Origin of the sequence: Streptomyces sp. NPDC059009, assembly GCF_042740175.1 — a bacterium.
Taxonomy (GTDB): domain Bacteria; phylum Actinomycetota; class Actinomycetes; order Streptomycetales; family Streptomycetaceae; genus Streptomyces.
The window spans coordinates 68,130-92,189 of record NZ_JBHYJB010000003.1 but is presented as its reverse complement, the minus strand read 5'-3'; the positions used below and the strand labels follow the sequence as shown (position 1 = coordinate 92,189).

The following is a 24,060-nucleotide window of genomic DNA, read 5'->3' as shown; positions in this document are numbered from 1 at the left end:
TGAGCCCTCGGGGCTCTGGGGAGGACGATCGTGCGCCTGACTCTGACCGTCGTCGATCCGCTCGGCGGCGCCAACGCCGATGTGGTGCTCGACGCCGATCCTGAGTCCTCCGTGGGGGACATCGCCAAGGAGCTCGCCTCGCAGGTGGGATACGGGGGCGGCGACGCCCAGATCATTCCCCTCGGCGGGCACCAGCACCAGCAGCAGGGAGCCGGCGGGGGCGCGCCCGTCGTGTACGTCGACGGGTATCCCGTCGATCCTTCGGCCACCATCGGGACCTCCGCCCTGCGCGAGGGCGCCATCGTCAGCCTGCACGATCCCGCCGGCTGTCTGACCGGGGAGCCCACGGGCCTCGTCGAGCTGCGCATCGCGGGCGGCCCGGCGGCGGGGGCCGTGCACCGGCTCGGGATCGGCCGCTACGACATCGGCAGCGGCCCGGCCTCGTACATCCGTATCGACGATCCGGAAATGCCCGCCCGCGCGCTCACCCTGGCCGTCGCCACCGACGGAACCTGCCAAGTCCATGTGCATACGGACAAGAAGGACGCCGCCCTCGACGGGAAGACCTTCGCCGACCTCGAAGAAGAAGAGAAGAAGAACAAGAACAAGGGCGCGGACGACGACAGCGGTAATGGCCGCAAGCGGCGCAAGAAGCGCAAGAAGAAGAGGGATGCGGAGGAAGGTGGCGGTGGGAGTGGTGTCGCTCCTGGCATTCCCAAGCGCAAAAAGGATGAATGGCCCCTCGGCGCCCAAGTCGCCGTAGGAAATACCCTCCTCGAACTCGACCGGTACTCGCCGCCCAATGCCGCCCTCAAATGGTCCGAGGACGGGGGCGGGCTCGACTACAACCGGCCGCCGCGGCTGCGGCCGCCGGACCGGCAGACGAAGTTCCGGCTGCCCTCGCCGCCCCGTGACTACGAGGCCCGGCCGCTGCCCTGGCTGATGGCGATCACACCGGTCGTCGGCGCCGTCGTCTCCGTGGCGATCACCCAGCGCTACTACTACCTCTTCATGGCCGCGCTGAGCCCGATCATCCTCTTCGGCAACTACTTCATGGACAAGAAGCACGGGCGCAAGTCCCATGCCAAGCAGAAGAAGGAGTACGAGGAGCACAAGGCGCGGATCGAGAAGGATGCGCAAGAAGCGCTGGTCGCCGAGCGGGTCGCCAAGCGGCAGGCCATTCTCGACCCGGCCGGGATCCTGTCCCTCAGTACCGGGCCCCGTACGCGGCTGTGGGAGCGGCGGCGGACCGACGCCGACCATCTGCTGCTGCGCGTCGGCACCGGGCGGCTCGACTCCGAGGTCGTGCTCGACGACCCGGAGCAGGACGAGCACAAGCGTCAGGTGACGTGGAAGATCGAGGACGCGCCCGTCGCGCTCTCCTTGCGGGATCTGGGAGTTGTCGGCATCGCCGGGCCCGGGGACTCCGCCCAGTCGCTCGGGCGGTGGGCCGTCGCGCAGACGTCCGTGCTGCACAGCCCGCTCGATGTGCAGTTCTATGTGCTGACCGAGAACAGCGGGCAGCAGAGCTGGGACTGGATGCGGTGGCTGCCGCACGCGCGGCCCGCCGGGTCCCAGGACGTCAACATCCTCATCGGGACCGACGCCGAGACGGTCGGCGCGCGCATCGGTGAGCTCACCCAGCTCCTCGACGCACGGCAGAAGGCCGCCAAGGAGAGCGGGCAGCGGGAGAAGGCGTCCTTCGGGGACCCGGACATCATCGTGATCTGGGACGGGTCGCGGCGGCTTCGGTCCATGCCCGGTGTGGTGCGGCTCCTCAAGGAGGGCCCGGCCGTCTCCATGTACGCGCTCTGCCTCGACTCCGAGGAGCGGTTCCTGCCCGGCGAGTGCCAGGCCATCGTCGTCGCCGAGCCGCGCCCCGAGGAGATCGCCCTGCCCGGGCGGCCCCCCGTACCCACGTCGCCGCCCGTCGGCGCCGGTGCCCCCGTGCCGCCCAACGCTCCCGGTGGCTTCCCGTCCTTCCAGGCGTGGCACACCGCCGAGCCCGACGACCACGGCGGCCAGGACGAGAAGCCCCTCGAACTGCGGCTGCGCGTCGAGCAGACCGGGACCGCCCGGATCCGCAAGGTCCGGCCCGACTTCGTCTCGCCCGCCTGGTGCGGACGCCTCGCCCGCGCCCTCTCCCCGCTGCGGGACATCAGTGGGGAGACCGAGGACTCCGCGCTGCCCGGTTCGTCACGACTGCTTGACGTGCTGCAGCTCGAACCGCCGACCGGTGACGCGATCACCGCGCGCTGGCGCATGGGCGGGCAGTCGACGATGGCCGTCATCGGTGAGTCGTACGACGGGCCTTTCGGGATCGACATGAGGCGGGACGGGCCGCACGGGCTCATCGCCGGTACCACCGGTTCCGGTAAGTCGGAGCTCCTGCAGACCATCGTGGCCGCGCTCGCCGTCGCCAATACGCCCGAGAACATGACCTTCGTGCTCGTCGACTACAAGGGTGGGTCGGCGTTCAAGGACTGTGTGAAGCTGCCGCACACCGTCGGCATGGTCACCGACCTCGACGCCCACCTCGTCGAGCGCGCCCTGGAGTCGCTCGGCGCCGAGCTGAAGCGGCGCGAGCACATCCTCGCCGCCGCCGACGCCAAGGACATCGAGGACTATCAGGACCTGGTGCGGCGTGACCCGTCGCACGCGCCCGTGCCCCGACTCCTCATCGTCATCGACGAGTTCGCGTCCATGGTGCGTGACCTGCCCGACTTCGTGACGGGGCTCGTGAACATCGCTCAGCGTGGCCGTTCGCTCGGCATTCACCTCATGCTCGCGACGCAGCGGCCCTCCGGTGTCGTGTCCCCCGAGATCCGCGCCAACACCAACCTCCGCATCGCCCTGCGCGTGACGGACGGCGCCGAGTCCAGCGACGTCATCGACGACCCGGCGGCCGGCCACATCGCCAAGAGCACCCCGGGTCGTGCGTACGTGCGGCTCGGGCACGCCTCCCTCGTCCCCTTCCAGTCGGGGCGCGTCGGTGGCCGCCGCCCGGGTCAGACCGACCCGGCCGTGCTCGCGCCCTGGGCCGGCTCCCTCGACTGGGCCGACCTGGGCCGCGCCGCCCTGGTCAAGCCCAAGGCCGAGGCCCGCGAGGAGGAGGAGATCACCGACCTGAAGGTGCTCGTCGACGCGGTCAACGATGCGAACCGCACCATGGGCATTCCGCCCCAGCACAGCCCCTGGCTGCCCGCGCTCTCCGAGACGCTGCAGCTCGACGAGATCGAGGCGCTCCCGGCGCCCGCGAAGGCCGGTGCGCTCGCGCCCGCGCCGTTCGGTCTGGAGGACATCCCCGCGGACCAGGCGCGGCGCGCGGTCGCCGTCGACTTCGAGTCGTTCGGGCACCTGCTCATCGGTGGTGCCCCGCGCTCCGGCCGCTCCCAGGTGCTCCGCACCATCGCGGGCTCCCTCGCGCGCACGCACTCCAGCGCCGACGTCCACATGTACGGCATCGACTGCGGCAACGGCGCGCTCAACGCCTTCACGCGCCTGCCGCACTGCGGCGCCGTCGTCAGCCGCAACCAGACGGAGCGCGCGGTCCGCGTCATCACCCGCCTCAAGGACGAACTGACGCGCCGCCAGGACCTGTTGGCCGACAAGGGCTACGCCGACATCGGCGAGCAGCGCTCCTCGGTCGGCGAGGAGGAGCGGCTCCCGCACATCGTGATCTTCCTCGACCGCTGGGAGGGCTGGCTGCCCACGCTCGGCGAGTACGACCACGGCGAGCTGACCGACACCCTGCAGGCGATGATGCGCGAGGGCGCGAGCGTCGGCATCCACCTGGTGATCACCGGTGACCGGCAGGTCCTCATCGGGCGCATGGCCTCGCTCACCGAGGACAAGTACGGCCTGCGGCTCGCCGACCGCTCCGACTTCTCGATGCTCGGCATCAACGCCCGCAAGGTCCCCGAGGAGATCCCGCCGGGCCGCGGCTTCAAGAACGAGCACGGTACGGAGACCCAGTTCGCCCTGCTCGCCGAGGACGCCTCGGGTCAGGGCCAGGCCGCCGCGCTCACCGCGATCGGCGAGGCCGCGGCCGCGCGCGACGCCGATGTGCCGCGCGCCCGCCGCCCGTTCCGGGTGGACGTGCTGCCGAGCCGGATCTCCTTCGCGGACGCCTGGGAGATGCGCGACCCGGAGGTCGCCGCGGCCAAGCTGTGGAGCCTGGTCGGCATCGGCGGCGACGACATCATGGGCTTCGGCCCCGATCTCGCGCAGGGCGTGCCCACGTTCGTGGTGGCGGGCCCGGCCAAGTCGGGCCGCAGCACCACGCTCATGAACATCGCCCGTTCGTATCTGACGCAGGGCGTACGGATCGTCGTCGCGGCGCCCCGCCCCTCGCCGCTCCGCGAACTGGACGGCCAGGACGGCGTGTTGAAGGTCTTCACGGGCGACGACATCGAGAGCGACGAGTTCAAGGAGGTCGTCGAGTCGGCGACGCCCGAGGAGCCGATCGTCTGGATCATCGACGACGGCGAGGTGCTCGAGGACTGCGACGCCGAGCGGGAGTTCAAGCGGCTCGTGCAGCGCGGCACCGAGCGGGGCCTCGCCCTGGTGCTCGGCGGCGACGAGGAGGAGGTGTGCGGCGGCTTCTCCGGCTGGCAGGTCGAGGCGAAGAAGGGCCGCCGCGGCATCCTGCTCTCCCCGCAGGACTCGTCGAGCGGCGAGCTCATCGGCGCCCGCACCACGCGCAGCATGGTCGGCGGCCCGATCGCCCCGGGCAAGGGCATGCTGCACCTGGGCAACGGCGAGGTGGTCACGGTCACCACGCCGATGTAGGGCGCACCGCCGCGGCGCTCGCTACTGCCGCCGCGCTCGAGCTACTGCCGGGACAGCGTGGCCCGGGGGTCTCCCGCCCCCGGGTCCTCGGACGTGTAGCGGAGCTGCGTGCCCTGCTTGCCGCCCTGGTCCACCAGGCGCAGATACACGGTGTGTTCGGACTGCGAGCACTGCCCCCCGTTCCCTTTCTTCCCCTTGCCCGTCGCGACGAGTTCCTTCTTCGTGGCGGACTTGAGGGTGAGGACGTCCTCGCAGGTGTTGCCGATCGGATCGTCCTGGAGGACGGTGCCGACGCGCTCTCCGGGGGCGGCGTCCTTCAGGGTCACGGTGAAGGTGCCCAGCGGAATGACGGTGGCGCCGTGCTTGGCGGTGGCCTCGCCCTTCCAACTGCCTTCGTACGCCGCGGGGATGCCCTCGGCATCACCGGCGCCGTCGCCGGGGTCCTCGGTGGGCGCCTCCGTGGGCGCCTCCGTGGGCGCCTCCGTGGGCGCCTCCGTGGGGGCCGACGACGCCGGGGGGCGGCTGCCCGCGTTCTCGTCCTTGTCGCCGTCGCCGGGCAGCAGGTTGAACACGAACACCGACCCCACCGTCACTGCCGCGAGCGCCCCCGCGACCGCCAGGGCGACCGTGCAACTCACCCTGCGCCCCCGCCCGTTAGGCCCCTCGGGGACGGATGTCGCGGCCACGGAGACGGAGAGCTTGCCGGGCGGCGGGGCGTCCTGCGGGGACGGGGCGTCGGCCGGAGCCTCAGGAGGCACAGTCACAGCCGGAGTTACGGAGGGAGGGGCCCCGTATGACGCGTCCGGCGGCCCGAACACCCCATCCACCGAAGGGGAGTTGAAGGCGACGAGCCCCGAGCGGACCTCTCCCGGTTCCTGCGCCCCCGCACCCGTATCCATGTCCAGCAACCGCACCGCACTCCGGCTCACCCGCTCCACCACCGCCCCCGGCAGCCACCCGGCCGCCACGAGCCGCTCGGCGCCCTCGGGAGCGAGCCGCTCGGCGAGCTCCTGAGGGGCGGGCCGGGCGCCCGGCTCCTTCGCCAGGCAGGCGGCGGCAACCGACCGCAACTCCCCCTCCAGCGCGCCCAGTTCGGGCTCCTCGTGGACCACCTTGTAGAGCAGGGCCGCCGAGGAGTCGCCGGGGAAGGGGGACTCCCCCGTCGCCCCGTACACGAGGACCGCGCCCAGCGAGAAGACGTCCGAGGCGCCCGTGACGCCCTTGCCGAGGATCTGCTCGGGGGCCATGTAGCCGGGTGAGCCGATGGAGACGCCGGTGGACGTGAGCGAGGCGGTGCCGTCGGTGGCGCGGGCGATGCCGAAGTCGATGAGGCGGGGGCCGTCCAGGGTGAGCAGCACGTTCGACGGCTTCACGTCGCGGTGCACCAGGCCGAGGCCGTGGACGTGGGAGAGGGCCGCCGCGAGGCCCGCGCCGAGGACCCGTACGGAATGGGCGGGCAGCGGGCCGAGGTCGCGGACCGCCTCCGCGAGGGAGGGGCCGGCCGCGTAGCCGGTGGCGACCCAGGGCACGGAGGCGTCCGGGTCGGCGTCCAGGACCGGGGCCGTCCAGTCGCCGCCGACGCGGCGGGCCGCGGCGACCTCGCGCCGGAAGCGGGCGCGGAACTCCTCGTCGAGCGCGAAGTGCGGGTGGACGATCTTGACGGCGACCGTGCGGCCGCCGGAGCTGCGGCCCAGATAGACCCGGCCCATGCCGCCCGAGCCGAGCCGGCCGAGGAGCCGGTAGGGACCGATCACGGTCGGTTCACCGGATTCGAGCGGGTGCATGACGAAGGCCCTCCCCCAGGCGTGGTCCACTGCCGAACTGCCGACCGTCCTCCACGGATCAGCGTAGACCGGGAACGGTCCGGCCCGTTTGCCCCTCTTCATGGGAGTAATCGCCCAAACAACCACTTACCTAGCGAGATCACAATGAATCGTCGTCGACTGACCACGGTCGCGGTCGCCGCCGTGGCCACCTCCGCGCTGGCCCTCTCCGCCTGCTCCAGCGACAAGGGCGACCCGGTCAGCTTCGACAACCCGAAGCAGGGCCAGGAGAACGGGCAGGGCCACGCCCCGAGCGGCTCCGCGCAGGCCCGGAAGACCCGCCTGCCCACCGGCCCGAAGTCCGCCTTCACCACCGAGAGCACCCTCGACGACGGCACCAAGATCGGTGTCACGACCCTGAAGGGGAAGAAGTCCGGGTTCACCGGGAAGGTCTGGGTCTGGGCACCGAAGCAGTACTTCGACCCGAAGTACGCGAACAGTGGCTTTCCTGTCCTCATAGCCCTGCCCGGCGGCCCCGGCTACCCCAATAACTATTGGATGGGCACGGACCTGAAGCTGGAGAGCAGCATCGCGAAGTGGTCCAAGGAGGGAAAGAGCCTGCCGTTCATTGTCGTGATGCCGGTGCTCAACCCGGACGCAAAGTTCTATTACGACGGCAGCGACATTCCGGGCCAGAAGAAAATGGGCACCTGGATGGCCGACGACGTCCCGGATTTCGTGAAGGCGAATTTCCGTACGTTCAAGTCAAGGGACGGATGGGCCTTCATGGGGTCCTCTTCCGGGGGATTCGTGGGCCTCAAGTCCGTGCTGAAGTACCCGGACCGCTTCAAGGCCGTCATCGCCAGCGGCCCCGACACGGTGCCGGACTCCCCGCTGTGGCGCGGCCACGAGGCGGAGCGCCAGGCCAACAACCCGGAGAAGCTGGCGAAGGCCCTCGCCGACCGCAAGGGCCCCGAGGTGGACATCGCCTTCCAGATCGGCACGGCGGAGTCCGGCCAGGCGAACCTGCGCTCCTTCATGAAGAAGTACGGCAAGGGCCCGGTCAAGACGCGGCTCAACGTGATCCCGGGCGGCGGCCACAACGCCAGGAGCTATGTCCCCGCCATGGCCAACGGCCCCATCCAGTGGATCAGCAAGCACATGCAGGCCCCGATCCCCGACAACGGCTAGGACCTGATGCGCCGGACAGGCCCTAGCCCCGGTCCGGGAGCAGCTCCACCCGTACGTCCGCCGGGAAGCCCGTCGTCGCGCCGACCCGGCGGGCGAACTCGGCGACGCCCGCGAGCTGCGGCCCGCCGAAGCGGAAGTCGAGCGTCGTGAAGTACTGCTCCAGGACGCCCGCGTCGAAGGTCTCCCAGCGCGCCGCCTGCTCGGAGACCTTCGCGACCTCGTCCAGGGACAGGTCGCGGGAGGACAGGAACGCCTGGTGGACCTCGTGCACCATCTGGGGCTCGCGCTCCAGGTAGTCGCGGCGCGCGGCCCAGACCGCGAAGACGAACGGCAGGCCCGTCCAGTCCTTCCACATCTGCCCGAGGTCGTAGACGTCGAGGCCGAGGCGCGGCCCGTCGTGCAGATTGGCCCGCAGCGCCGCGTCCCCGATGAGCACGGCCGCGTCGGCCTCCTGCATCATCAGGCCCAGGTCGGGCGGGCAGGTGTAGTAGTCGGGCCGGACCCCGTAGCGCTCGGCGAGCAGCAGCTGGGCCAGGCGCACGGAGGTGCGGGAGGTCGAGCCGAGCGCGACCCGGGCGCGGTCGAGCTGGTCGAGCGGGACCTGCGAGACGATCACGCAGGACATGACCGGGCCGTCGCAGCCGACCGCGAGGTCGGGGAAGGCGACGAGCTCGTCGGCGTTCCTGAGGAACTCCACGAGGGTGACGGGCGCGATGTCGAGCTCGCCGCGCACCAGCTGTTCGCTGAGCTTCTCCGGGGTGTCCTTCGAGAGCTCCAGGTCCAGGAGCGCCCCGGTGCGGGCGAGCCCCCAGTACAGCGGGAGGCAGTTCAGGAACTGGATGTGACCGACGCGCGGCCGGGTGCTGCGGCGGGGGCCGACGGGCGCGATGGCGCCGGAGTCGGCAACGGTGTCCACAGGAGAATTGTCCACATCGTGGAGGCTAGCCCCCATGCGGTACGGTCCTTGCGACCGGGGCCCCATGTGCCTCCGTCAACCCCGCAGAGGGCCTCGTCAAACCTCCGAGTGACGTGATCTTGCCCCCTATTGCTTTCGGGTGCCTGCGTGCTAAGCTCGCCACAAGTTGCAGTTTGGTTTCCCTTGCAGTACAGAGCCTGCGGAGCATGTGACCCGCGGGCTCTCGTCGTTTTCAGACTTATGCAGTTGTTTAAACAATCGCAGGTTCTGGAGCAGGGCAACCCTTTGGCCCAAGGAGGGCTTATGGCTACCGGAACCGTGAAGTGGTTCAACGCTGAAAAGGGCTTTGGCTTCATTGCCCAGGAAGGCGGCGGCCCGGACGTCTTCGTCCACTACTCCGCGATCAACGCTAGCGGCTTCCGCTCCCTCGAGGAGAACCAGGCCGTGAGCTTCGACGTCACGCAGGGCCCGAAGGGTCCGCAGGCGGAGAACGTCACCCCTGTCTGAGCCTTCGAGTCCCTGACTCGCAAGCTCGGCACAGTGCCGTGATGCGGAACTGAGAGAAGTACCCAAGGAGCCCTGCCCCTTCGCTTACCGCGAGGGGAGCGGGGCTCCTGCCTTTTGCCGCCACGCTCTACGAGGCGTGCTGCATCACCAGGACGAACGTCGTGCCCGGCTCCAGCGCCTCGTACGCGTGCGGGACGTCGCCCCGGTAGGCCATGTAGTCACCCGGCCCCAGCTCCACCGACTCGTCCCGCGGGCCCGCCAGGACCCGGCCCGTGCTGACGATCAGGTGCTCCACCGTGCCCGGGTTGTGCGGATCCGACTCGCGCGCCGACCCCGGCTCCATCGCGCCGTGGTAGATGTCGCGGCGCACGCCCGAGGGGCTCGCGGAGAGCAACGTGCCCGCGTAAGAGGCGCGTTCGGAGTGCATCGTCGGGCCCTCGCCCGCGCGGATCACCGTCACCGCGGGGGCCGGTGACTCCACCAGGACGCTGAAGGGGACGCCGAGGGCCACGGCGAGGGCCCAGACCGTCTCGATGCCGGGGTTGCCCGTCGCCGCCTCCAGCTGGGACAGCGTGGACTTGGCGATGCCGGCGCGCTTGGCGAGTTCGGAGAGGGAGAGTCCGGCCCTGGTCCGCTCCCGGCGCAGCGCCGAGGCGATCCACTCGCGCGGCAGCCGGGACTCTTCGGTCGTCATCTGCGCACCCCTGCTGTTCGTTATGGAAGGACGATCGTTCGGCTTGACGAACGCCACTCGCTCCGCCCATCCTACGACGCATGCGTTCGCCACACCGAACAGAAGACACAGTAGAGCGAACAGACGGGGAGGGGAGGGACGACGACGGAGGGTTCGTGCGGCCGGCTCAGCTGCCGCCCGGGGTGCTGCGCGACATCGCCCTGGTCTGGCTCGCCGACGCCGTCGTCGGCGTCTCCTTCGGCGCGATCGCCGTCGCGGGCGGCCTGCCGGTCTGGGTGCCGGTCGTCATGTCGCTGCTCGTGTACGCGGGCTCCGCCCAGTTCAGCGCCGTCGGGATCCTGACCGCGGGCGGCGGGCCCGTCGCTGCCGCCGCGACCGGGCTGCTGCTCAACTCCCGTACGGCGGCGTTCAGTCTGGCGCTCGCCGACGACCTCGGGCGGTCCTGGGCCGCCCGGCTGATCGGCGCGCACCTCATCACGGACGAGACCGCGGCCTTCGTGCTCGCCCAGGAGGGGCGGCGCCGGCGCAGGGCCGCCTTCTGGATATCCGGGATCGGGCTCTTCGTGGCGTGGAACGTGAGCGTGCTCGGGGGTGCGCTCGCCGGGTCCGTGCTCGGGGACACCGACCGGTTCGGGCTCGACGCGGCGTTCCCCGCGGTGCTGCTCGCCCTGGTGCTGCCCGCGCTGCGCGGGGACAGCAGGGCGCGGCGGGCCGCGGCGGTCGGAGCGGTGATCGCCGTCGCCGCGGCTCCCCTCCTCCCGGCCGGGGTGCCGGTGCTGCTCGCCCTGGTCGGGCTGCTCGCCGCGCGGCGCGGGCCCGGCCTCCCCACCCGCCGTACGTCCTCCAGGAGCACCTCGTGAACGCCTACCTCGCCTGTGTCCTCGCCCTCGCCGCCGGGACCTATGCCTTCCGGCTCGCCGGGCCGCTCCTGCACGGGCGCGTCGAACTGCCCGTCCGCGTGCAGGAGTTGCTGGCCGTCGGCGCCACCGTCCTGCTCGTCGCGCTGCTCGCCACCGGGGCGCTCACCGAGGGGCAGGGGTTCGCGGGGTGGGCGCGGCCCGCGGGGGTCCTTGTCGGCGGGGTCCTTGCCTGGCGGCGTGCGCCCTTCGCCCTGGTCGTGGTGGGCGCCGCGGGGGCTACCGCGCTGCTGCGTCTGGCGGGGGTGCCGTAGCCGTGGCGTAGAGCTCGTCCACGACCGGCCCGAAGCGCTCCGTGACCGCCCTGCGGCGGACCTTCAGGCTCGGGGTGAGCAGGCCGTCCTCGACCGTGAAGTCCTCGTCCAGGACGGCGAAGGCGCGGATGCGGGCCGGGTGGGAGACCGTCGCGTTGGCCGCGTCGACGGCCTCCTGGACGAGGGCGCGGACGCGCGGGTCGCGGCCGGGGGCACCGGTCAGCTCGATGCCCTCGCGCTGCGCCCACCCCCGTATCTCGTCCGCGTCCAGGGTGATCAGGGCGACGGGGTACGGGCGCTGGTCGCCGATCATCACCGCGCGGGAGACGAACCGGGACTGCTGGACGGCGAGTTCGCTCAGCGACGGGGTGAGGTTCTTGCCGCCGGACGTGATGATCAGGTCCTTCTTGCGGCCCGTGATGGTGAGGTAGCCGTCCTCGTCGAGGGCGCCCAGGTCACCGGTGTGCAGCCAGCCGTCGGGGTCGAGCGCGGCGGCGGTGGCGGCCGGGTCGCCGTGGTAGCCGGGGAAGACGTTCGCGCCCCGGGCGAGGACCTCGCCGTCCTCGGCGATGCGGACCTCGCAGCCCGCGACCGGGCGGCCGACCGTGCCGTAGCGGACGGCGCCCGGGTGGTTGAGGGTGATGACCCCGGCCGACTCCGTCATCCCGTACCCCTCGTAGACGTCGATCCCGCAGGCGCGCAGGAAGTCGATGGTCTGCTGGGCGATGGGCGCGCCCCCCGTGAGCGCCCAGCGCACCCGGCCGCCGAGCGCCTGCCGGACCAGTCCGTAGAGGGCCTGGTCGGCGGCCTCGTACGCCTCCTTGAGCTCCGCCGGGAGCGCGCCGTCCGCCGCCAGGACGCCGATGCGCACCGCCTCCTCGAACCGCTCGCGCCCGCCCTCCTGCGACTCCGCGAGCGACAGGACCATCGAGTGCACCTTCTCGAACAGGCGCGGCACGGACGGGAGATGGGTGGGCCGGGCCTCGGCGAGCTCCGCGACGACGTTCTCGATGCGGCCGCCGAAGTAGCAGATCGCGCCACCGTGGATGAGGGTCGTCACCTCGATGAGCTGGGCGAGCAGGTGCGCGAGCGGAAGGTAGAGATAGGTGGCGTCGCCGGGGCGGCTGTCGATCAGCGGGAGGGTGCTCGCCTGGACGGCGCCGAGGTTGCCGTGGGTGAGGCGGCAGCCCTTGGGGAGGCCGGTGGTGCCGGAGGTGTAAATGATGGTGGCGAGGTCGTCGGGCGTGCGGGCGCCGGCGCGGGCCAACAGGGCGTCCGCGTCGGCCGGTTCAGCCGCAGGGCCGCTCGGCGGACCGGCCGGTGCCTGCGCGGCCGGGGCATCGGCGGGCCGACCGGGCGCCTCGTGGGCCGATGTGGGGGCCGCGTCGGCCGGGCGGGCGGCCGCCGGAGTTTCGGCCGCCGCATCGGTCATCACGACCACGTGCCGCAGGGCCGGGAGCCTGTCCCGGATGCGGGTCACCCGCGCCGCCTTCGCCTCGTCCTCGCAGACCGCGACCGTCGCCGACGAGTCGCTGAGCACCCACTCCAGCTCCTCGTCGCCCGCCGTCGGGTAGACCGGCACGACCACGGCGCCCGCCGCGAACACCGCGAAGTGCGTGTACGTCCACTCGGGCCGGGTCTCGGCGAGGATCGCCACGCGGTCGTCCGGGCGGACGCCGAGGGCGAGCAGGCGGGCGCCCGCGGACCGCACCTGGGCGCGCAGCCCCTCGTACGAGATCTCCTGCCAGGTGACGCCCCTCTTGAAGCGGAGCGCGGGCGCCTCGCCGAAGCGGTCGGCCGCCCACTCCGTGAGCACGGACAGGGTGCTTGGCTGGTCGGGCTGCTCAGGCTGCTGCTGCATGCGTACGACGCTAAGGAGCGGACACGGCGCGGCGGGATGACGGAAAACGTCACCGGAGCTGGCCTACGCGCTCATGACCGCGGGCGCCGGGCCCGCTACCGTCGTGTTCATGGCGAGGCGGACGATCACCGTGCACCATGTGCGGGCCGTGCTGCGCGGGGCCGAGCGGCACGGCGTCGACACCGTGCCGCTGCTCCAGGCCGCGCAGATACCGCCGCTGCTGCTCGGCGACGACCGGGCGCGCGTCACCCCGTACCAATTCGCCCGGCTCTTCCGGGAGTTGTACCGGGTCACGGGCGACGAGTTCCTGGGGCTCGGCTCGGCGGTGAGCAGGCCGGGGACGTTCGCGATGATGTGCCACGCCGCGCTCGGCTGCCGGGACCTGGGGGCGGCGGTGCGGCGCGGGGTCACCTTCTACGGGCTCTTCCCCGGCGGGCCCGACCTGGTCCTGGAGCGGGACGAGAGCGGGGGCGGCAACGCGCTCTTCGTCGTGCGCGGTGGCGTCGACGAGGACTACTTCCTCGCCGAGTGCCTGCTCATGATCTGGCACCGGCTGTGCAGCTGGCTGATCGGGCGCCGGATCCCGCTGCACCGGGCGGAGTTCGGGCATCCGCCACCCCCGCACAAGGACGAGTACGAGCTGCTCTTCGGCTGCCCCGTGCGGTTCGGCGCCGAGCGCACGGAGGCGGCCTTCGACGCGCACTGGCTGGACGCCCCGCTGGTCCGGGACGAGGCCGAGCTGCGCGAGATGCTGCGCCGGGCCCCCTTCGAGCTCCTGTCGCGGCGCGAGTACGGCACGACGGTCGCCGAGCAGGTGCGCCGCGCCCTCGTCCAGTCGCTGCGGGACTCGCCCCGGCTGCCCTCGCTCGGGGACGTGGCCGGGCGGCTCGCGGTGAGCCCGGCAACGCTGCGCCGCCGGCTCGCCCAGGAGTCCACTTCCTACCAGCAGTTGAAGGACGCGGTGCGCAGGGACGCGGCGATCGCGGGGCTCGCGGAGGGGCGGGAGCCGATCGCGGACCTGGCGGCGCGGCTCGGGTTCTCCGAGGACACGGCCTTCCACCGGGCGTTCCGGCGCTGGACGGGGACGACGCCGGGGGCGTACCGACAGGTGAACACGGCCCTGGGCCCCGGCGGAGGGGTCAACGAAGCTGAGCGTTCCGGTCAGCGCTGATCTTACTCACCGGTCACTACGGTCGACGGGCGAACCACCGAGCCGCAGTGCACAGTTGGGAGAGCCGCATGCACGGACGCAAGGGACGCAAAGGACGCAACGTACGCACCAGCTTCAGAGCGCTGGCCGTGGTGGCCGCGCTCGGCCTGTCGGCCGCGACCCCCGCGCTCGCGCGGTCCGCCGGAGAACCCGCGACCGCCAAAGACTCCACGTCCGCCGGAGAACCCGCGTCCGCCGGCGCGCCCGGCGACATCGTGAGCTCCGAGCCGAGAAGCTTCCACCCCCTGCCGGGGCAGCCCACCAACACCAAGGCGTGGAAGATCAACTACCGGTCGACCACGGCGAAGGGCGAGCCGAACACGGTCTCCGGCACGGTCATCGTGCCGCAGGACGGCAAGAAGGGGCCGCGCCCGCTCATCACGTACGCCGTCGGGACGGTCGGCGTGGGCGACCGCTGCGCGCCCAGCGCGGGCTTCCCGAAGGGCACCACCATGGAGGCCAACCTCATCCAGCAACTCACCCTGCGCGGCTGGGCGGTGGCCGTCACCGACTACGAGGGGCTCGGCACCCCCGGCGACCACACCTACACGGTGGGCCGCGCCGAGGGCCAGGCCATGCTGGACGCCGCCCGCGCCGCGATCCGGCTGCCCGAGGCGGGCCAGGCAGGTCTCTCCAAGGACTCGCCGGTCGGCATCATGGGCTACTCGCAGGGCGGCCAGGCGTCGTCGTGGGCGGCCGAGCTGCACGGCTCGTACGCGCCGGACCTGAACGTGAAGGGCACGGCGACCGGAGGCGTCCCCGGGGACCTGATGAAGGTCGCGAAGTTCAACGACGGCTCGTACGGGTCCGGGCTCGTCTTCATGGCGGCGATCGGCCAGAACGCCGCGTTCCCTGAGCTGAAGCTCGACTCGTATCTGAACGCACGCGGCAAGGACCTGGTCGGCAAGCTGAAGGAGAGCTGTGTGATCGACGGCTCGATCGGCGGAGCGTTCACGAAGATCAGCGACGTGACGACCAAGAACCCCCTCGAACAGCCCGACTGGCAGCAGCGGTTGCGCGAGTCGCAGGTCGGCACGCACGCCCCGGACGCGCCCGTGTACCAGTACCACGTGATCACCGATGAGCTGATCCCGTACGCAGTCGGCAAGCAGGTGCGCGACGACTGGTGCGCGAAGGGCGCGAACGTCGAGTGGCACACGGTCCCGGTCGGCGAGCACGTCAGCGGCGTCATCACACAGTCGCCGCTGGCCGCGAACTGGCTGGCGGAGCGGTTCGCGGGCAAGTCCGCGAGCGGTAACTGCCAGTAGCCATAAGGCTGTTGCGGGCCCGACGCCATGAGGTGGCGCCGGGCCCGCTCTCTTGGTGCGGTGCTGGTGAGGTGTTGGTGCGTTGCTGGCGCGGTGCCGGTGCGCTGTGTGCGGCCGTGGCCGAATAGGCGTTCTCCCTCCCGTCCCCACCGACCGCTAGCGTGCTCCGGCGCGGGGGCACTCCAAGCGGTTGAAGAGGGGGCTCATCAGGCATGTTCTATTGCTTGTTCAAGTGGTTGGTGCTGGTGCCGCTGCTGCGCTGGCCGCTCCGCCCGCGCGTCGAGGGGCGCGGCCGGGTGCCGGGGCGGGGCCCGGTGATCGTCGCGGGGAACCATCAGTCCTTCGCCGACCAGTTCCTGCTGGGCGTGACGCTCCGTCGCCGGATCAACTTCCTTGCGAAGCAGGAGTACTTCACCGGGCCGGGGCTGCGGGGGCGCCTCACCGCCGCCTTCTTCCGGGGCATCAGGGCGATCCCGGTGGACCGTTCCGGGGGCGGCGCGGGCCGGGCCGGGTTCGCGGCGGGGCTCGGGGTCCTCGGCCGGGGCGAGCTGCTCGGCATCTTCCCGGAGGGCACGCGCTCGCACGACGGCCGCCTCTACAAGGGGCGGGTCGGGGTCGCCGCGCTGGCGCTGCGCACGGGCGCGCCGGTGGTGCCGTGCGCCCTGATCGGCACGTTCGAGGCGCTGCCCCGGGGGCGCAGGGTGCCGCGCCGCGTGCCGGTCACGGTGCGGTTCGGGCGCCCGCTCGACTTCTCCCGGTACGCGGACGGCCTCGGCGGCCGGGAGCCGGACCACGCCGTGCTGCGGGCGGTCACGGACGAAATCATGGATACCGTGAGGGAGTTGTCCGGTCAGGACTACGTGGACACGTACGCGAGCGAGGCGAAGAGGGCGGAGAGGGTGGAGAGGGAGACCGCACCTGTCGTAACGGCGTGACGGCGTGACGGCGTGACGGCGTGACTCACTCCGCCGCTCACTCCGCCGCGCACGAGCTCCCGTTCGCGGGCATCTCCCCGTACAGCAGGTACGAGTTCACCTTTTCCCGTACGCACTTGGAGCCCAGGTAGCCGGTGTGGCCGTCGCCCTTGTTGTCCAGGAGCACGGCCTGGGAGCCGAGGCGCTTCGCGGTCTCCTCCGCCCAGCGGTAGGGGGTCGCGGGGTCGCCCCGGGTGCCGACCAGGAGGAAGCGGTGCGGGGTGTCGACGTCGCGGACGTCCTCGCGGATGTAGTCCGTGCCCGCGGGCCTGCCGTAGCAGAGCAGGACCGGGATCAGCATGGACCGGCCGAAGACGGGTGAGGTCTGCTCGAACTCCTCGGTGAGGCGCGGGATTTCGCGTTCGAGGCGGGCGGTGGCCGGGCGGTCGGGGTCGTCGGCGCAGTTCACGGCCATCAGGGCGGCGGTCATGTTGTCGGCGGGGATCTTGTCCGGCGAGACGGTGGGGCGGGTGGAGCCGGTGGGCTGAGTGGGGTCGGTGGGGTGAGTGGAGCCAGTGGGCTGAGTGGGGTCGGTGGGGCGGGCGGGTCCGGTGGGGGATGCCGTCGCCTGCTGGGCCAGGGCGCCGCCCATGCGGATCAGGGCCCTCGGGTCGCCGTCCGCCATCAGGCCGCCGAGGGCCTGGGAGAGCGCGGGCCATGCCTGCCGGCTGTAGAGGGCCTGACCGAGCACGCTCACCAGGTCCTGGCCGGTGAACTGCTCGCCGTCCAGGGACTGCAGCGGCGTCTCGTCCATGTCCTTGACCAGCTTGGTCATGGCGGTGCGGGCGGTGCGCGCGTTCGTACCGAAGACGCAGCCCGCGTTGCCGGTGCACCAGGTGAGGAAGTTGTCGAGGGCCGTCTGCCGTCCCTCGGCGCTCACCCGGGCCTGCTCGGCCACGTCCTCGGTGAGCGTGTCCACGCCGTCGAGGACCACCCGGCCGACCTTCTTCGGGAACTGCGCGGCATACACGGCGCCGAGCCGCGTCCCGTACGAGAAGCCCAGATAGTTGAGCTTCTTGTCGCCGAGCGCCTGGCGCATCACGTCCATGTCGCGGGAGACGTTGACCGTGCCGACGTACGGCAGGACCGGGCCGGAGTCCTTGGCGCACTGGGCGGCGGCCTTGCGCAGATCGGCGAGGATGCCGGTCGGGTCGTTCTCGGCCCGCTCGCCGGCGTCGGCCGTGCCCGAGTCCGTGGGGTCGACGTCCGAGGCGGCGTCGCCGCAGCTCACGGGATCGCTGAGGCCGACGCCGCGCGGGTCGAAGGAGACCACGTCGTAGCCCTTGCCAAGGTAGGAGAACTCCTTCTGCGCGCCGAGCAGCGCGGAGACGCCCGCGCCGCCGGGGCCGCCGAAGTTGAGCAGGAGGGAGCCGCGGGGCTTGCCGTGCGCGCTCGACTTGATGCGGATCATCGCGAGGTCGACGCTGTCACCCGCCGGTTTCGCGTAGTCGAGGGGGACGGTGACCTTGCCGCACTGCACGCCGTCCCGCTGGCTCTTGGGCAGCCCCTCGGCCTGCTCGCAGGTGCCCCACTTGATCTTCTGCGTGTAGTAGCGCGAGAGATCGGGTCCCGGGGACGGTGTGGGCGTCGCGGACGGTGCGGCCTGGGCGGCCACCGGGAGTCCGGCCAGGGCCAGCGCGGTGACGGCGGCGAGCACGGTGGGTCTACGCATTCGGCAACCTCCAAGGGAGTGCCCTCTGGCTCACCCTACGGGCGCTCCCACCGCCTCGCCCGTTCAGCGGGATCACTGTGCGTGACGGGAGCGGGGCAGCAGCCAGGCGGCGAGGGCGGCCGTCGCGCACAGGACCAGACCCACGATCAGCAGGCTCTCGTGCATCCCGGCGAGGGAGAATCCGGTGCCGGATCCCGTGTCGGATCCCGTGCCGGATCCGGTGCCTCCGTCCGCCGCGAGCAGCGAGCCGAAGAAGGCCACGGCGAGCGCACCACCGGTCTGCCGCAGGGCGTTGAGCAGGCCGGACGCCGTGCCCGCCCGGTGCCCCGGCACGCTGTCCAGGAGCTGCGCGGTGAGCGCGGGGACCGCGAGGGCGCCGCCGATGCCGGTCGGGATCAGCAGGACGAGGACGAGCCAGAGCGGGGTGGCGGCCGTCAGCGGGAGCAGCACGAACATCGCGAGGGCGAGGATCGCCTGGCCCGCCACGACGACCGGGCGGCGCCCGAAGCGCTGGGCGAGCTGCGGCGAGACGAGATTCGTGGAGGTGATGATGGCGGCGAGCGGCACGAACATCAGCCCCGCGGCCGTCCCCGACATCCCGCGCAGCTCCTGCAGATAGAGCCCGAGCAGGAAGATCAGCCCGTAGAAGCCCGCGTTGATGGCGAAGCCCGCCGCGAGCGAGACGCTGACCTCGCGGTTGCGCAGCATGCTCAGCGGAACCATGGGCGCGTGGTGGCGCTTCTCGACGGCGTAGAAGCCGAACCCGGCGGCGACGGCCACGGCGAGGGCCAGCAGTACGGGTCCCCGGGTCCACCCCGAGTGCCCGCCCTCGATCACTCCGTACGCCAGTCCGGCGAGCGCGGCGACGGCGGTGACCTGACCGGCGAGGTCGAGCGGGGCGGCCCGGCGCGGGGAGCGCGCGGTGCGGGTGAGGAGGGCGAGGATGACGGCGCCGACGGGCAGGTTGAGCAGGAACACGGCGCGCCAGGAGGCGACTTCGGTGAGCACCCCGCCGAGCACGGGCCCGGCGGCCATGGCGACGGAGCCGCCCACGGTCCACAGGGCGACGGCCCGGGCCCGGCGCCCCGGCTCGTCGTACGCCTGCCGGATCAGCGCGAGCGAGGCGGGCATCACGACGGCGGCGGCCCCGCCCTGCGCGACCCGGGCCGCGATGAGCGAGCCGATGCCGGGGGCGAGGGCGCAGGCGAGCGAGGCGGCCGTGAAGAGACCGATGCCCCACGCGTACGCCCGGCGCGCTCCCGCCCGGTCGGCGAGCGCGCCGGCGGAGAGCATCAGGGCGGCGAACATCAGCGTGTACGCGTCGACGACCCACTGGAGGCCCGCCATGCCCCCGTGGAGGGACGAACGGATCGCGGGCAGCGCGATGTTGACGGCGGAGACGTCGATGCTGATGACGGTGAAGCCGAGGAGGGCGGCGAGGAGGGCGTAGGGGCGGGCTCTGCGGGCAGTGGGATGCCGCACGGTTACGGGGGCGGCCTGTTCGCGGGAGGTGAGCACCGAGGACATGGGGGTTGACTCCTGCGTGAGAGAGGACGGGTGGGCGGGTGGGAGACCGCCGCGGAGCGGCGGGTTCGGGGCCGCGGAGCGGCCTGGAGTCCCGGCGCGGAGCGCCGAAGCACCCCACCGCGGAGCGGTGCGCAACAAGCGCCGCGGAGCGGCGGAGAGGAAGAGGCCCACCCACCACGACGGCAAGGAACAGACTCCGCCCAGGCCCCACGCAGTGGCAGGCCGCTGTGTTCCTGGCCCTGACAGGGCCCCCCACCGCCGGGGCCCGGCTGGAAGAATCGAGTCCATGAGCGAAGGCACGGAGCTGGGCCGGTATCTGAGGGCGAGACGCGCCCGCGTGACCCCGGAGGAGGCGGGCCTGCCCGCCGGGGCGGGGCTGCGCCGCACGCCCGGCCTGCGCCGCGAGGAGCTGGCGATCCTCGCGGGGGTGAGCGTCGACTACTACACGCGCCTGGAGCGGGGCCGCGAGACCAACCCCTCCACCGCCGTCATCGACGCCCTCAGCCGCGCCCTGCGCCTGTCCGGGGACAGCCACGAGCGCCTGCACGACCTGGCCGAGCTGGCCTCGGGCCGGTTCACGGAGCCCCGCCCGACCGACGACCACACGGTGCGCGAGTCGGTCCTGCAGATGCTGGAGGCGCTGCGCCCGCTGCCCGCGTACGTGGTGAACGCGCACAGCTATCTGCTGGCCGCGAACCCGGCGGGCCGCCGCCTGCTGCCCGGCATCTGGGACTGGCCCCCGGAGAAGCGCAACGTCGTCCGGTATCTGTTCCTGCACCCGGTGGGCCGCGTCCTGTACGACCCGTGGGAGGAGACCGTCGCCAAGTCGGTGGCGCATCTGCGGGCGGTCGGCGGCACCGACCTGGACTCCCCCGAGCTGACCTCCCTCGTCGGCGAACTCCTCCTCAAGTCCCCGGAGTTCGCCAGCATCTGGGACCAGTACGACGTGTGCGAGCGCGGCGGCGGCGTCAAGTGCTTCCAGCACCCGAAGGTCGGCGAGATGACCCTCACGTACGAGGTGATGAAGCTGGCCCGCACCGCCGGACAGCGCTTGGTGGTCTACCAGGCACCGACCGGCGGCGCGGACGAGGAGGCGATGCTGAAGCTGGACGGCGCGGCCGCATCGCGTACGGGCTGAGGGGACCGATCGGACAGAAGGACCCAGGACCGGACTAGCCGGCGTACAGCTCCTCGATGACCTCGGCGAAGTCCCGTTCGATGGCGGACCGCCTGACCTTCAGCGAGGGCGTGAGATGCCCGCTGTCCTCCGTGAAGTCGTGCGGCAGCACCACGAAGCGGCGGATCGACTCGGCGCGCGAGACGAGCTTGTTGGCGTCGTCGACGGCCCGCTGCAGGGTGTCGAGCAACTCCGCGTCCGTCACCAGCTGTTCGGCCGGCAGATCCTGCTTCTTCTTCATCTGCCGCCAGTGCGCGATCCCGTCCTCTTCGAGGGTGATCAGGGCGGTGATGTACGGGCGGTCGTCCCCGACGACCATGCACTGGCCGATCAGCGGGTGGGCGCGCAGCCAGTCCTCCAGGGGCGCGGGCGCGACGTTCTTGCCGCCGGTCGTGATCAGGATGTCCTTCTTGCGCCCGGTGATGGCGAGGTACCCGTCCTCGTCCAGGGCTCCGATGTCCCCGGTGGCGAACCATTCACCGGCCGCGGGCCCGCCCGCGACCCGCCCGGCCTGCCCGTCCCAGTACCCGCTGAAGACCTGCCCCCCGCCGAGCAGCACCTCACCGTCGTCGGCGATCCGCACCCGCGTACCGGGCAGCGGCCAGCCCACCGTCCCCATCCGGGGTTTGAGGGGCGGTGTGACGGTCGCGGCCGCGGTGGTCTCGGTGAGCCCGTACCCCTCGAAGATCTCGATGCCCGCGCCCGAGTAGAAGGCGGCGAGCCGCCGCCCGAGCGGGGAGCCCCCGCAGATCGCGTACCGCACCTTGCCGCCGAGGGCCGCGCGGATGCGCCGGTAGACGAGCGGATCGTAGAGCGCGCGGGCGAGCCGGAGCCCCACCCCGGGCCCCGGCCCGCTCCCGTGCTGCGCGGCCTCCACCGCCTCCCCGTACTTGCGGGCGATGCGCGCGGCACGGTCGAACGACGCGGCGCGCCGCATCCGTTCGGCCGTCGCCCGCCCCGTGTTGAAGACCTTCTCCAGTACGTACGGGATGGCGAGCAGGAACGTCGGCCGGAACCCGGCGAGATCGCCGAGCAGGTCGTCGGTCCTGATCGACGGCGCGTGCCCGAGCCGCACCCGCGCGCGCAGACAGCCGATGGCGACCATGCGCCCGAAGACGTGCGAGAGGGGCAGGAAGAGCAGCGTGGAGGCGGGCTCCTTGCTGACGGACTTGAAGACGGGGTGGAGCAGCTCGATGGCGTTGTCGACCTCGGCGAAGAAGTTCCCGTGGGTGAGCACGCACCCCTTCGGCCGCCCCGTGGTCCCGGACGTATAGATGAAGGTGGCGATGGTGTCGGGCCCCAACTCGCGCCGCCGCACCGTGACTTCCTCGTCACTGATGCCCCGCTCCCGCCCGAGCTCGGCGAGCCGCCGCACGTCCCCCTTCTCGAAGGTCCACAGCAGCGCCAGGTCCGGGATCCGGTCCCGCTCGGGCCCGAGGGCGGACGCCTGCTCGGCGGTCTCGACGGCGAGGGCGACGGCGCCGGAGTCCTGCAGGATCCAACGGGTCTGGAAGGCCGACGAGGTCGGGTACACGGGCACGGTCACCAGGCCCGCGGCCCAGGCGGCGAAGTCGAGCAGCGTCCACTCGTAGGTGGTCCGCGCCATGATGGCGAGCCGGTCCCCGGGCCTGAGCCCCTCGGCGATCAGCCCCTTGGCGACGGCGAGCACTTCCCCGGCGAACTCACCGGCACTGACGTCGACCCACCGCCCACTGGCGGGGTCCTTCCGGCTGAGGACGGCGTCAGCGGGGGCTTCGCGGGCGTTGTCGAAGGGGATGTCGGCGAGGGATCCGCGTCGTGCGGGCGGCACGATCGGCAGCACGGAGGCTTCGCGGACGGTGCCGTGCTCGCGCTTCAGCTCCGGCGGGATGAGGGGCGGTGGGGCAGACATGGGCAGCGGCTCCGGGGCTGGGGAAAAGGTCGGTCACCACGGTTGTGGGCAGGCGTTCCGCACGGCGAATGGGGTCTCCCCTGCTCGAGCGGAGTCGAGAGCTTGGGGAAGGGTGGGCACAACCCCACCCACTAGGGCCGCTCCAGAACGGCGGTCACCCCCAGGCCACCCGCAGCGCAGATGGAAATGAGACCCCGCCCCGAACGACCCCGCTCAGCAAGCAGCTTGGCCAGCGTGGCGACAATGCGAGCCCCGGTCGCAGCAAACGGATGCCCCGTAGCAAGAGACGACCCGGCGACATTGAGCCGGGAGGGATCAACAGGCCCGAGCCCCGCCTTCTCCCAGGCAGCCGTCGTCGCCAGCACCTGCGAGGCAAAAGCCTCATGCACCTCGACAAAGTCGAAGTCCTCGATCCCGAGCCCGACCCGCTCCAGCATCCTCGGCACCGCATACCCGGGCGCCATCAACAGCCCGTCCTCACCCCCCACGACATCCCCGCCCACAAAATCAACGGCAGCCGTCTCGTACGCGGTCAGATAGGCCAGCGGCTCAAGCCCCCGCTCCCCCGCCCACTCCTCACTGGCAAGAAGAACGGTCGCCGCCCCGTCCGTCAGCGGCGTCGAGTTCCCGGCCGTCATGGTCGGCCCTGGGCCGTCGACCCCGAACACCGGCTTCAGCGCGGCCAGCTTCTCCACGGTCGAGCCCGGCCGCAGGTTCTGGTCCCGCGCGACCCCGCGGAACGGCACGACGAGGTCGGTCATGAACCCCCGTTCGTACGCGGCGGCGAGCCGCTGGTGGCTGCGCGCGGCCAGCTCGTCCTGCGCCTCCCGGCTCACCCCCCACGCACGGGCCGTGACCGCCGCGTGCTCGCCCATCGAGAGCCCGGTGCGGGGCTCGGCGTTGCGCGGGATGTCGGGGACGAGATGTCCGGGACGTATCCGGGCAAGTGCCTTGAGCCGGGCGCCCGTCGAGCGGGCGCGGCGGGCGGCGAGCAGGATCTTGCGCAGGTCGTCGTTGACGCCGAGGGGCGCGTCGCTCGCGGTGTCGGAGCCGCCCGCGACCGCCGATTCGACCTGCCCCAGCATGATCTTGTTGGCGACGGAGACGACGGCCTGGAGGCCCGTCCCGCACGCCTGCTGGATGTCGTACGCGGGGGTGCGCGCGTCGAGCTGCGAGCCGAGGACGGTCTCGCGGGCGAGGTTGAAGTCGCGGCTGTGCTTGAGCACGGCACCGGCCACGAACTCGCCGACGGCGCCCGGCCCCTGGAGCCCGTACCGGCTGACGAGCCCGTCGAGCGCGACGGTCAGCATCTCCTGGTTCGACGCGGTCGCGTAGGGACCGTCCGAGCGCGCGAACGGGATGCGGCTTCCGCCGATGACCGCGACCCTGCGGGTGGTGGGAAGTTTCGTCTCTGCCATCTCGACCGGCTCCTGACCCTTGAGTAACC

The 24,060-nt window shown here is 72.0% G+C and carries 17 protein-coding genes; 9 read left to right on the top strand and 8 right to left on the bottom strand.

Going from position 1 to position 24,060, the window contains the following annotated elements; all coding sequences use genetic code 11:
* The first annotated feature begins 30 nt into the window (after positions 1–30).
* On the top strand, positions 31–4,791 hold the full coding sequence (locus tag ACFWYM_RS03925) for an FtsK/SpoIIIE domain-containing protein (RefSeq protein ID WP_384829588.1): 4,761 nt from the start codon (positions 31–33) through the stop codon (positions 4,789–4,791).
* A gap of 41 nt (positions 4,792–4,832) precedes the next feature.
* Here ACFWYM_RS03925 and ACFWYM_RS03920 read toward each other — a convergent pair whose 3' ends face one another.
* On the bottom strand, positions 4,833–6,575 hold the full coding sequence (locus ACFWYM_RS03920) for a protein kinase (protein WP_384829586.1): 1,743 nt from the start codon (positions 6,573–6,575) through the stop codon (positions 4,833–4,835).
* Positions 6,576–6,719: 144 nt separating this feature from the next.
* Here ACFWYM_RS03920 and ACFWYM_RS03915 point away from each other — a divergent pair, with 144 nt between their 5' ends.
* Positions 6,720–7,745 carry an alpha/beta hydrolase gene (locus tag ACFWYM_RS03915; RefSeq protein WP_384829584.1) on the top strand — a complete coding sequence of 342 codons (1,026 nt, stop codon included), beginning with the start codon at positions 6,720–6,722 and terminating at the stop codon, positions 7,743–7,745.
* A gap of 22 nt (positions 7,746–7,767) precedes the next feature.
* Here ACFWYM_RS03915 and ACFWYM_RS03910 read toward each other — a convergent pair whose 3' ends face one another.
* Complete coding sequence (locus ACFWYM_RS03910; RefSeq protein WP_384829582.1) at positions 7,768–8,676, bottom strand: menaquinone biosynthetic enzyme MqnA/MqnD family protein; 909 nt, start codon at positions 8,674–8,676, stop codon at positions 7,768–7,770.
* A gap of 288 nt (positions 8,677–8,964) precedes the next feature.
* Between ACFWYM_RS03910 and ACFWYM_RS03905 the strand changes: the two genes are divergently transcribed.
* Positions 8,965–9,168: a cold-shock protein gene (locus tag ACFWYM_RS03905; protein WP_003998944.1), complete on the top strand. Its 204-nt coding sequence runs from the start codon at positions 8,965–8,967 to the stop codon at positions 9,166–9,168.
* 127 nt (positions 9,169–9,295) lie between these two features.
* Here ACFWYM_RS03905 and ACFWYM_RS03900 read toward each other — a convergent pair whose 3' ends face one another.
* Positions 9,296–9,862 carry a helix-turn-helix domain-containing protein gene (locus tag ACFWYM_RS03900; protein ID WP_384829579.1) on the bottom strand — a complete coding sequence of 189 codons (567 nt, stop codon included), beginning with the start codon at positions 9,860–9,862 and terminating at the stop codon, positions 9,296–9,298.
* Between the two features lie 80 nt (positions 9,863–9,942).
* On the opposite strand from ACFWYM_RS03900, the gene ACFWYM_RS03895 reads away from it, so the two are divergent.
* Together ACFWYM_RS03895 and ACFWYM_RS03890 are read left to right on the top strand one after the other, a co-directional pair.
* The gene (locus ACFWYM_RS03895) at positions 9,943–10,722 is read left to right on the top strand and encodes an AzlC family ABC transporter permease (RefSeq protein ID WP_384829577.1); all 780 of its coding nucleotides are present in this window, start codon (positions 9,943–9,945) and stop codon (positions 10,720–10,722) included.
* Entirely contained in the window at positions 10,719–11,033 is a 315-nt protein-coding gene (locus ACFWYM_RS03890) for an AzlD domain-containing protein (RefSeq protein WP_384829575.1), read from the top strand. The genes ACFWYM_RS03895 and ACFWYM_RS03890 overlap by 4 nt, the downstream gene beginning before the upstream one ends.
* Here ACFWYM_RS03890 and ACFWYM_RS03885 read toward each other — a convergent pair.
* Positions 10,999–12,894 carry an AMP-dependent synthetase/ligase gene (locus ACFWYM_RS03885; RefSeq protein ID WP_384829573.1) on the bottom strand — a complete coding sequence of 632 codons (1,896 nt, stop codon included), beginning with the start codon at positions 12,892–12,894 and terminating at the stop codon, positions 10,999–11,001. The genes ACFWYM_RS03890 and ACFWYM_RS03885 overlap by 35 nt on opposite strands.
* Positions 12,895–13,003: 109 nt before the next feature.
* Here ACFWYM_RS03885 and ACFWYM_RS03880 point away from each other — a divergent pair, with 109 nt between their 5' ends.
* From ACFWYM_RS03880 to ACFWYM_RS03870, 3 genes are all read left to right on the top strand, one after another.
* Positions 13,004–14,065 (top strand): AraC family transcriptional regulator, encoded by a 1,062-nt coding sequence (locus tag ACFWYM_RS03880; RefSeq protein WP_384829571.1) that lies wholly within the window; start codon positions 13,004–13,006, stop codon positions 14,063–14,065.
* A gap of 68 nt (positions 14,066–14,133) precedes the next feature.
* Entirely contained in the window at positions 14,134–15,372 is a 1,239-nt protein-coding gene (locus ACFWYM_RS03875; protein WP_384829569.1) for a lipase family protein, read from the top strand.
* A 212-nt stretch (positions 15,373–15,584) separates the two neighbouring features.
* On the top strand, positions 15,585–16,307 hold the full coding sequence (locus ACFWYM_RS03870; RefSeq protein WP_384829567.1) for a lysophospholipid acyltransferase family protein: 723 nt from the start codon (positions 15,585–15,587) through the stop codon (positions 16,305–16,307).
* Between the two features lie 37 nt (positions 16,308–16,344).
* On the opposite strand, the gene ACFWYM_RS03865 is transcribed toward ACFWYM_RS03870, so the two are convergent.
* Together ACFWYM_RS03865 and ACFWYM_RS03860 are read right to left on the bottom strand one after the other, a co-directional pair.
* Complete coding sequence (locus ACFWYM_RS03865) at positions 16,345–18,018, bottom strand: alpha/beta hydrolase (protein WP_384829565.1); 1,674 nt, start codon at positions 18,016–18,018, stop codon at positions 16,345–16,347.
* A 72-nt stretch (positions 18,019–18,090) separates the two neighbouring features.
* Positions 18,091–19,545: an MFS transporter gene (locus ACFWYM_RS03860; RefSeq protein WP_384829563.1), complete on the bottom strand. Its 1,455-nt coding sequence runs from the start codon at positions 19,543–19,545 to the stop codon at positions 18,091–18,093.
* A 286-nt stretch (positions 19,546–19,831) separates the two neighbouring features.
* Here ACFWYM_RS03860 and ACFWYM_RS03855 point away from each other — a divergent pair, with 286 nt between their 5' ends.
* Positions 19,832–20,683, top strand: a complete 852-nt coding sequence (locus tag ACFWYM_RS03855) for a helix-turn-helix transcriptional regulator (RefSeq protein WP_384829561.1) — start codon at positions 19,832–19,834, stop codon at positions 20,681–20,683.
* A 34-nt stretch (positions 20,684–20,717) separates the two neighbouring features.
* Here ACFWYM_RS03855 and ACFWYM_RS03850 read toward each other — a convergent pair whose 3' ends face one another.
* Positions 20,718–22,613 (bottom strand): AMP-dependent synthetase/ligase, encoded by a 1,896-nt coding sequence (locus ACFWYM_RS03850; RefSeq protein ID WP_384829559.1) that lies wholly within the window; start codon positions 22,611–22,613, stop codon positions 20,718–20,720.
* Positions 22,614–22,744: 131 nt separating this feature from the next.
* Positions 22,745–24,031, bottom strand: coding sequence for an acetyl-CoA C-acetyltransferase (locus tag ACFWYM_RS03845; protein ID WP_384829557.1), 1,287 nt, complete (start codon positions 24,029–24,031; stop codon positions 22,745–22,747).
* Between the last annotated feature and the right edge of the window lie 29 nt (positions 24,032–24,060).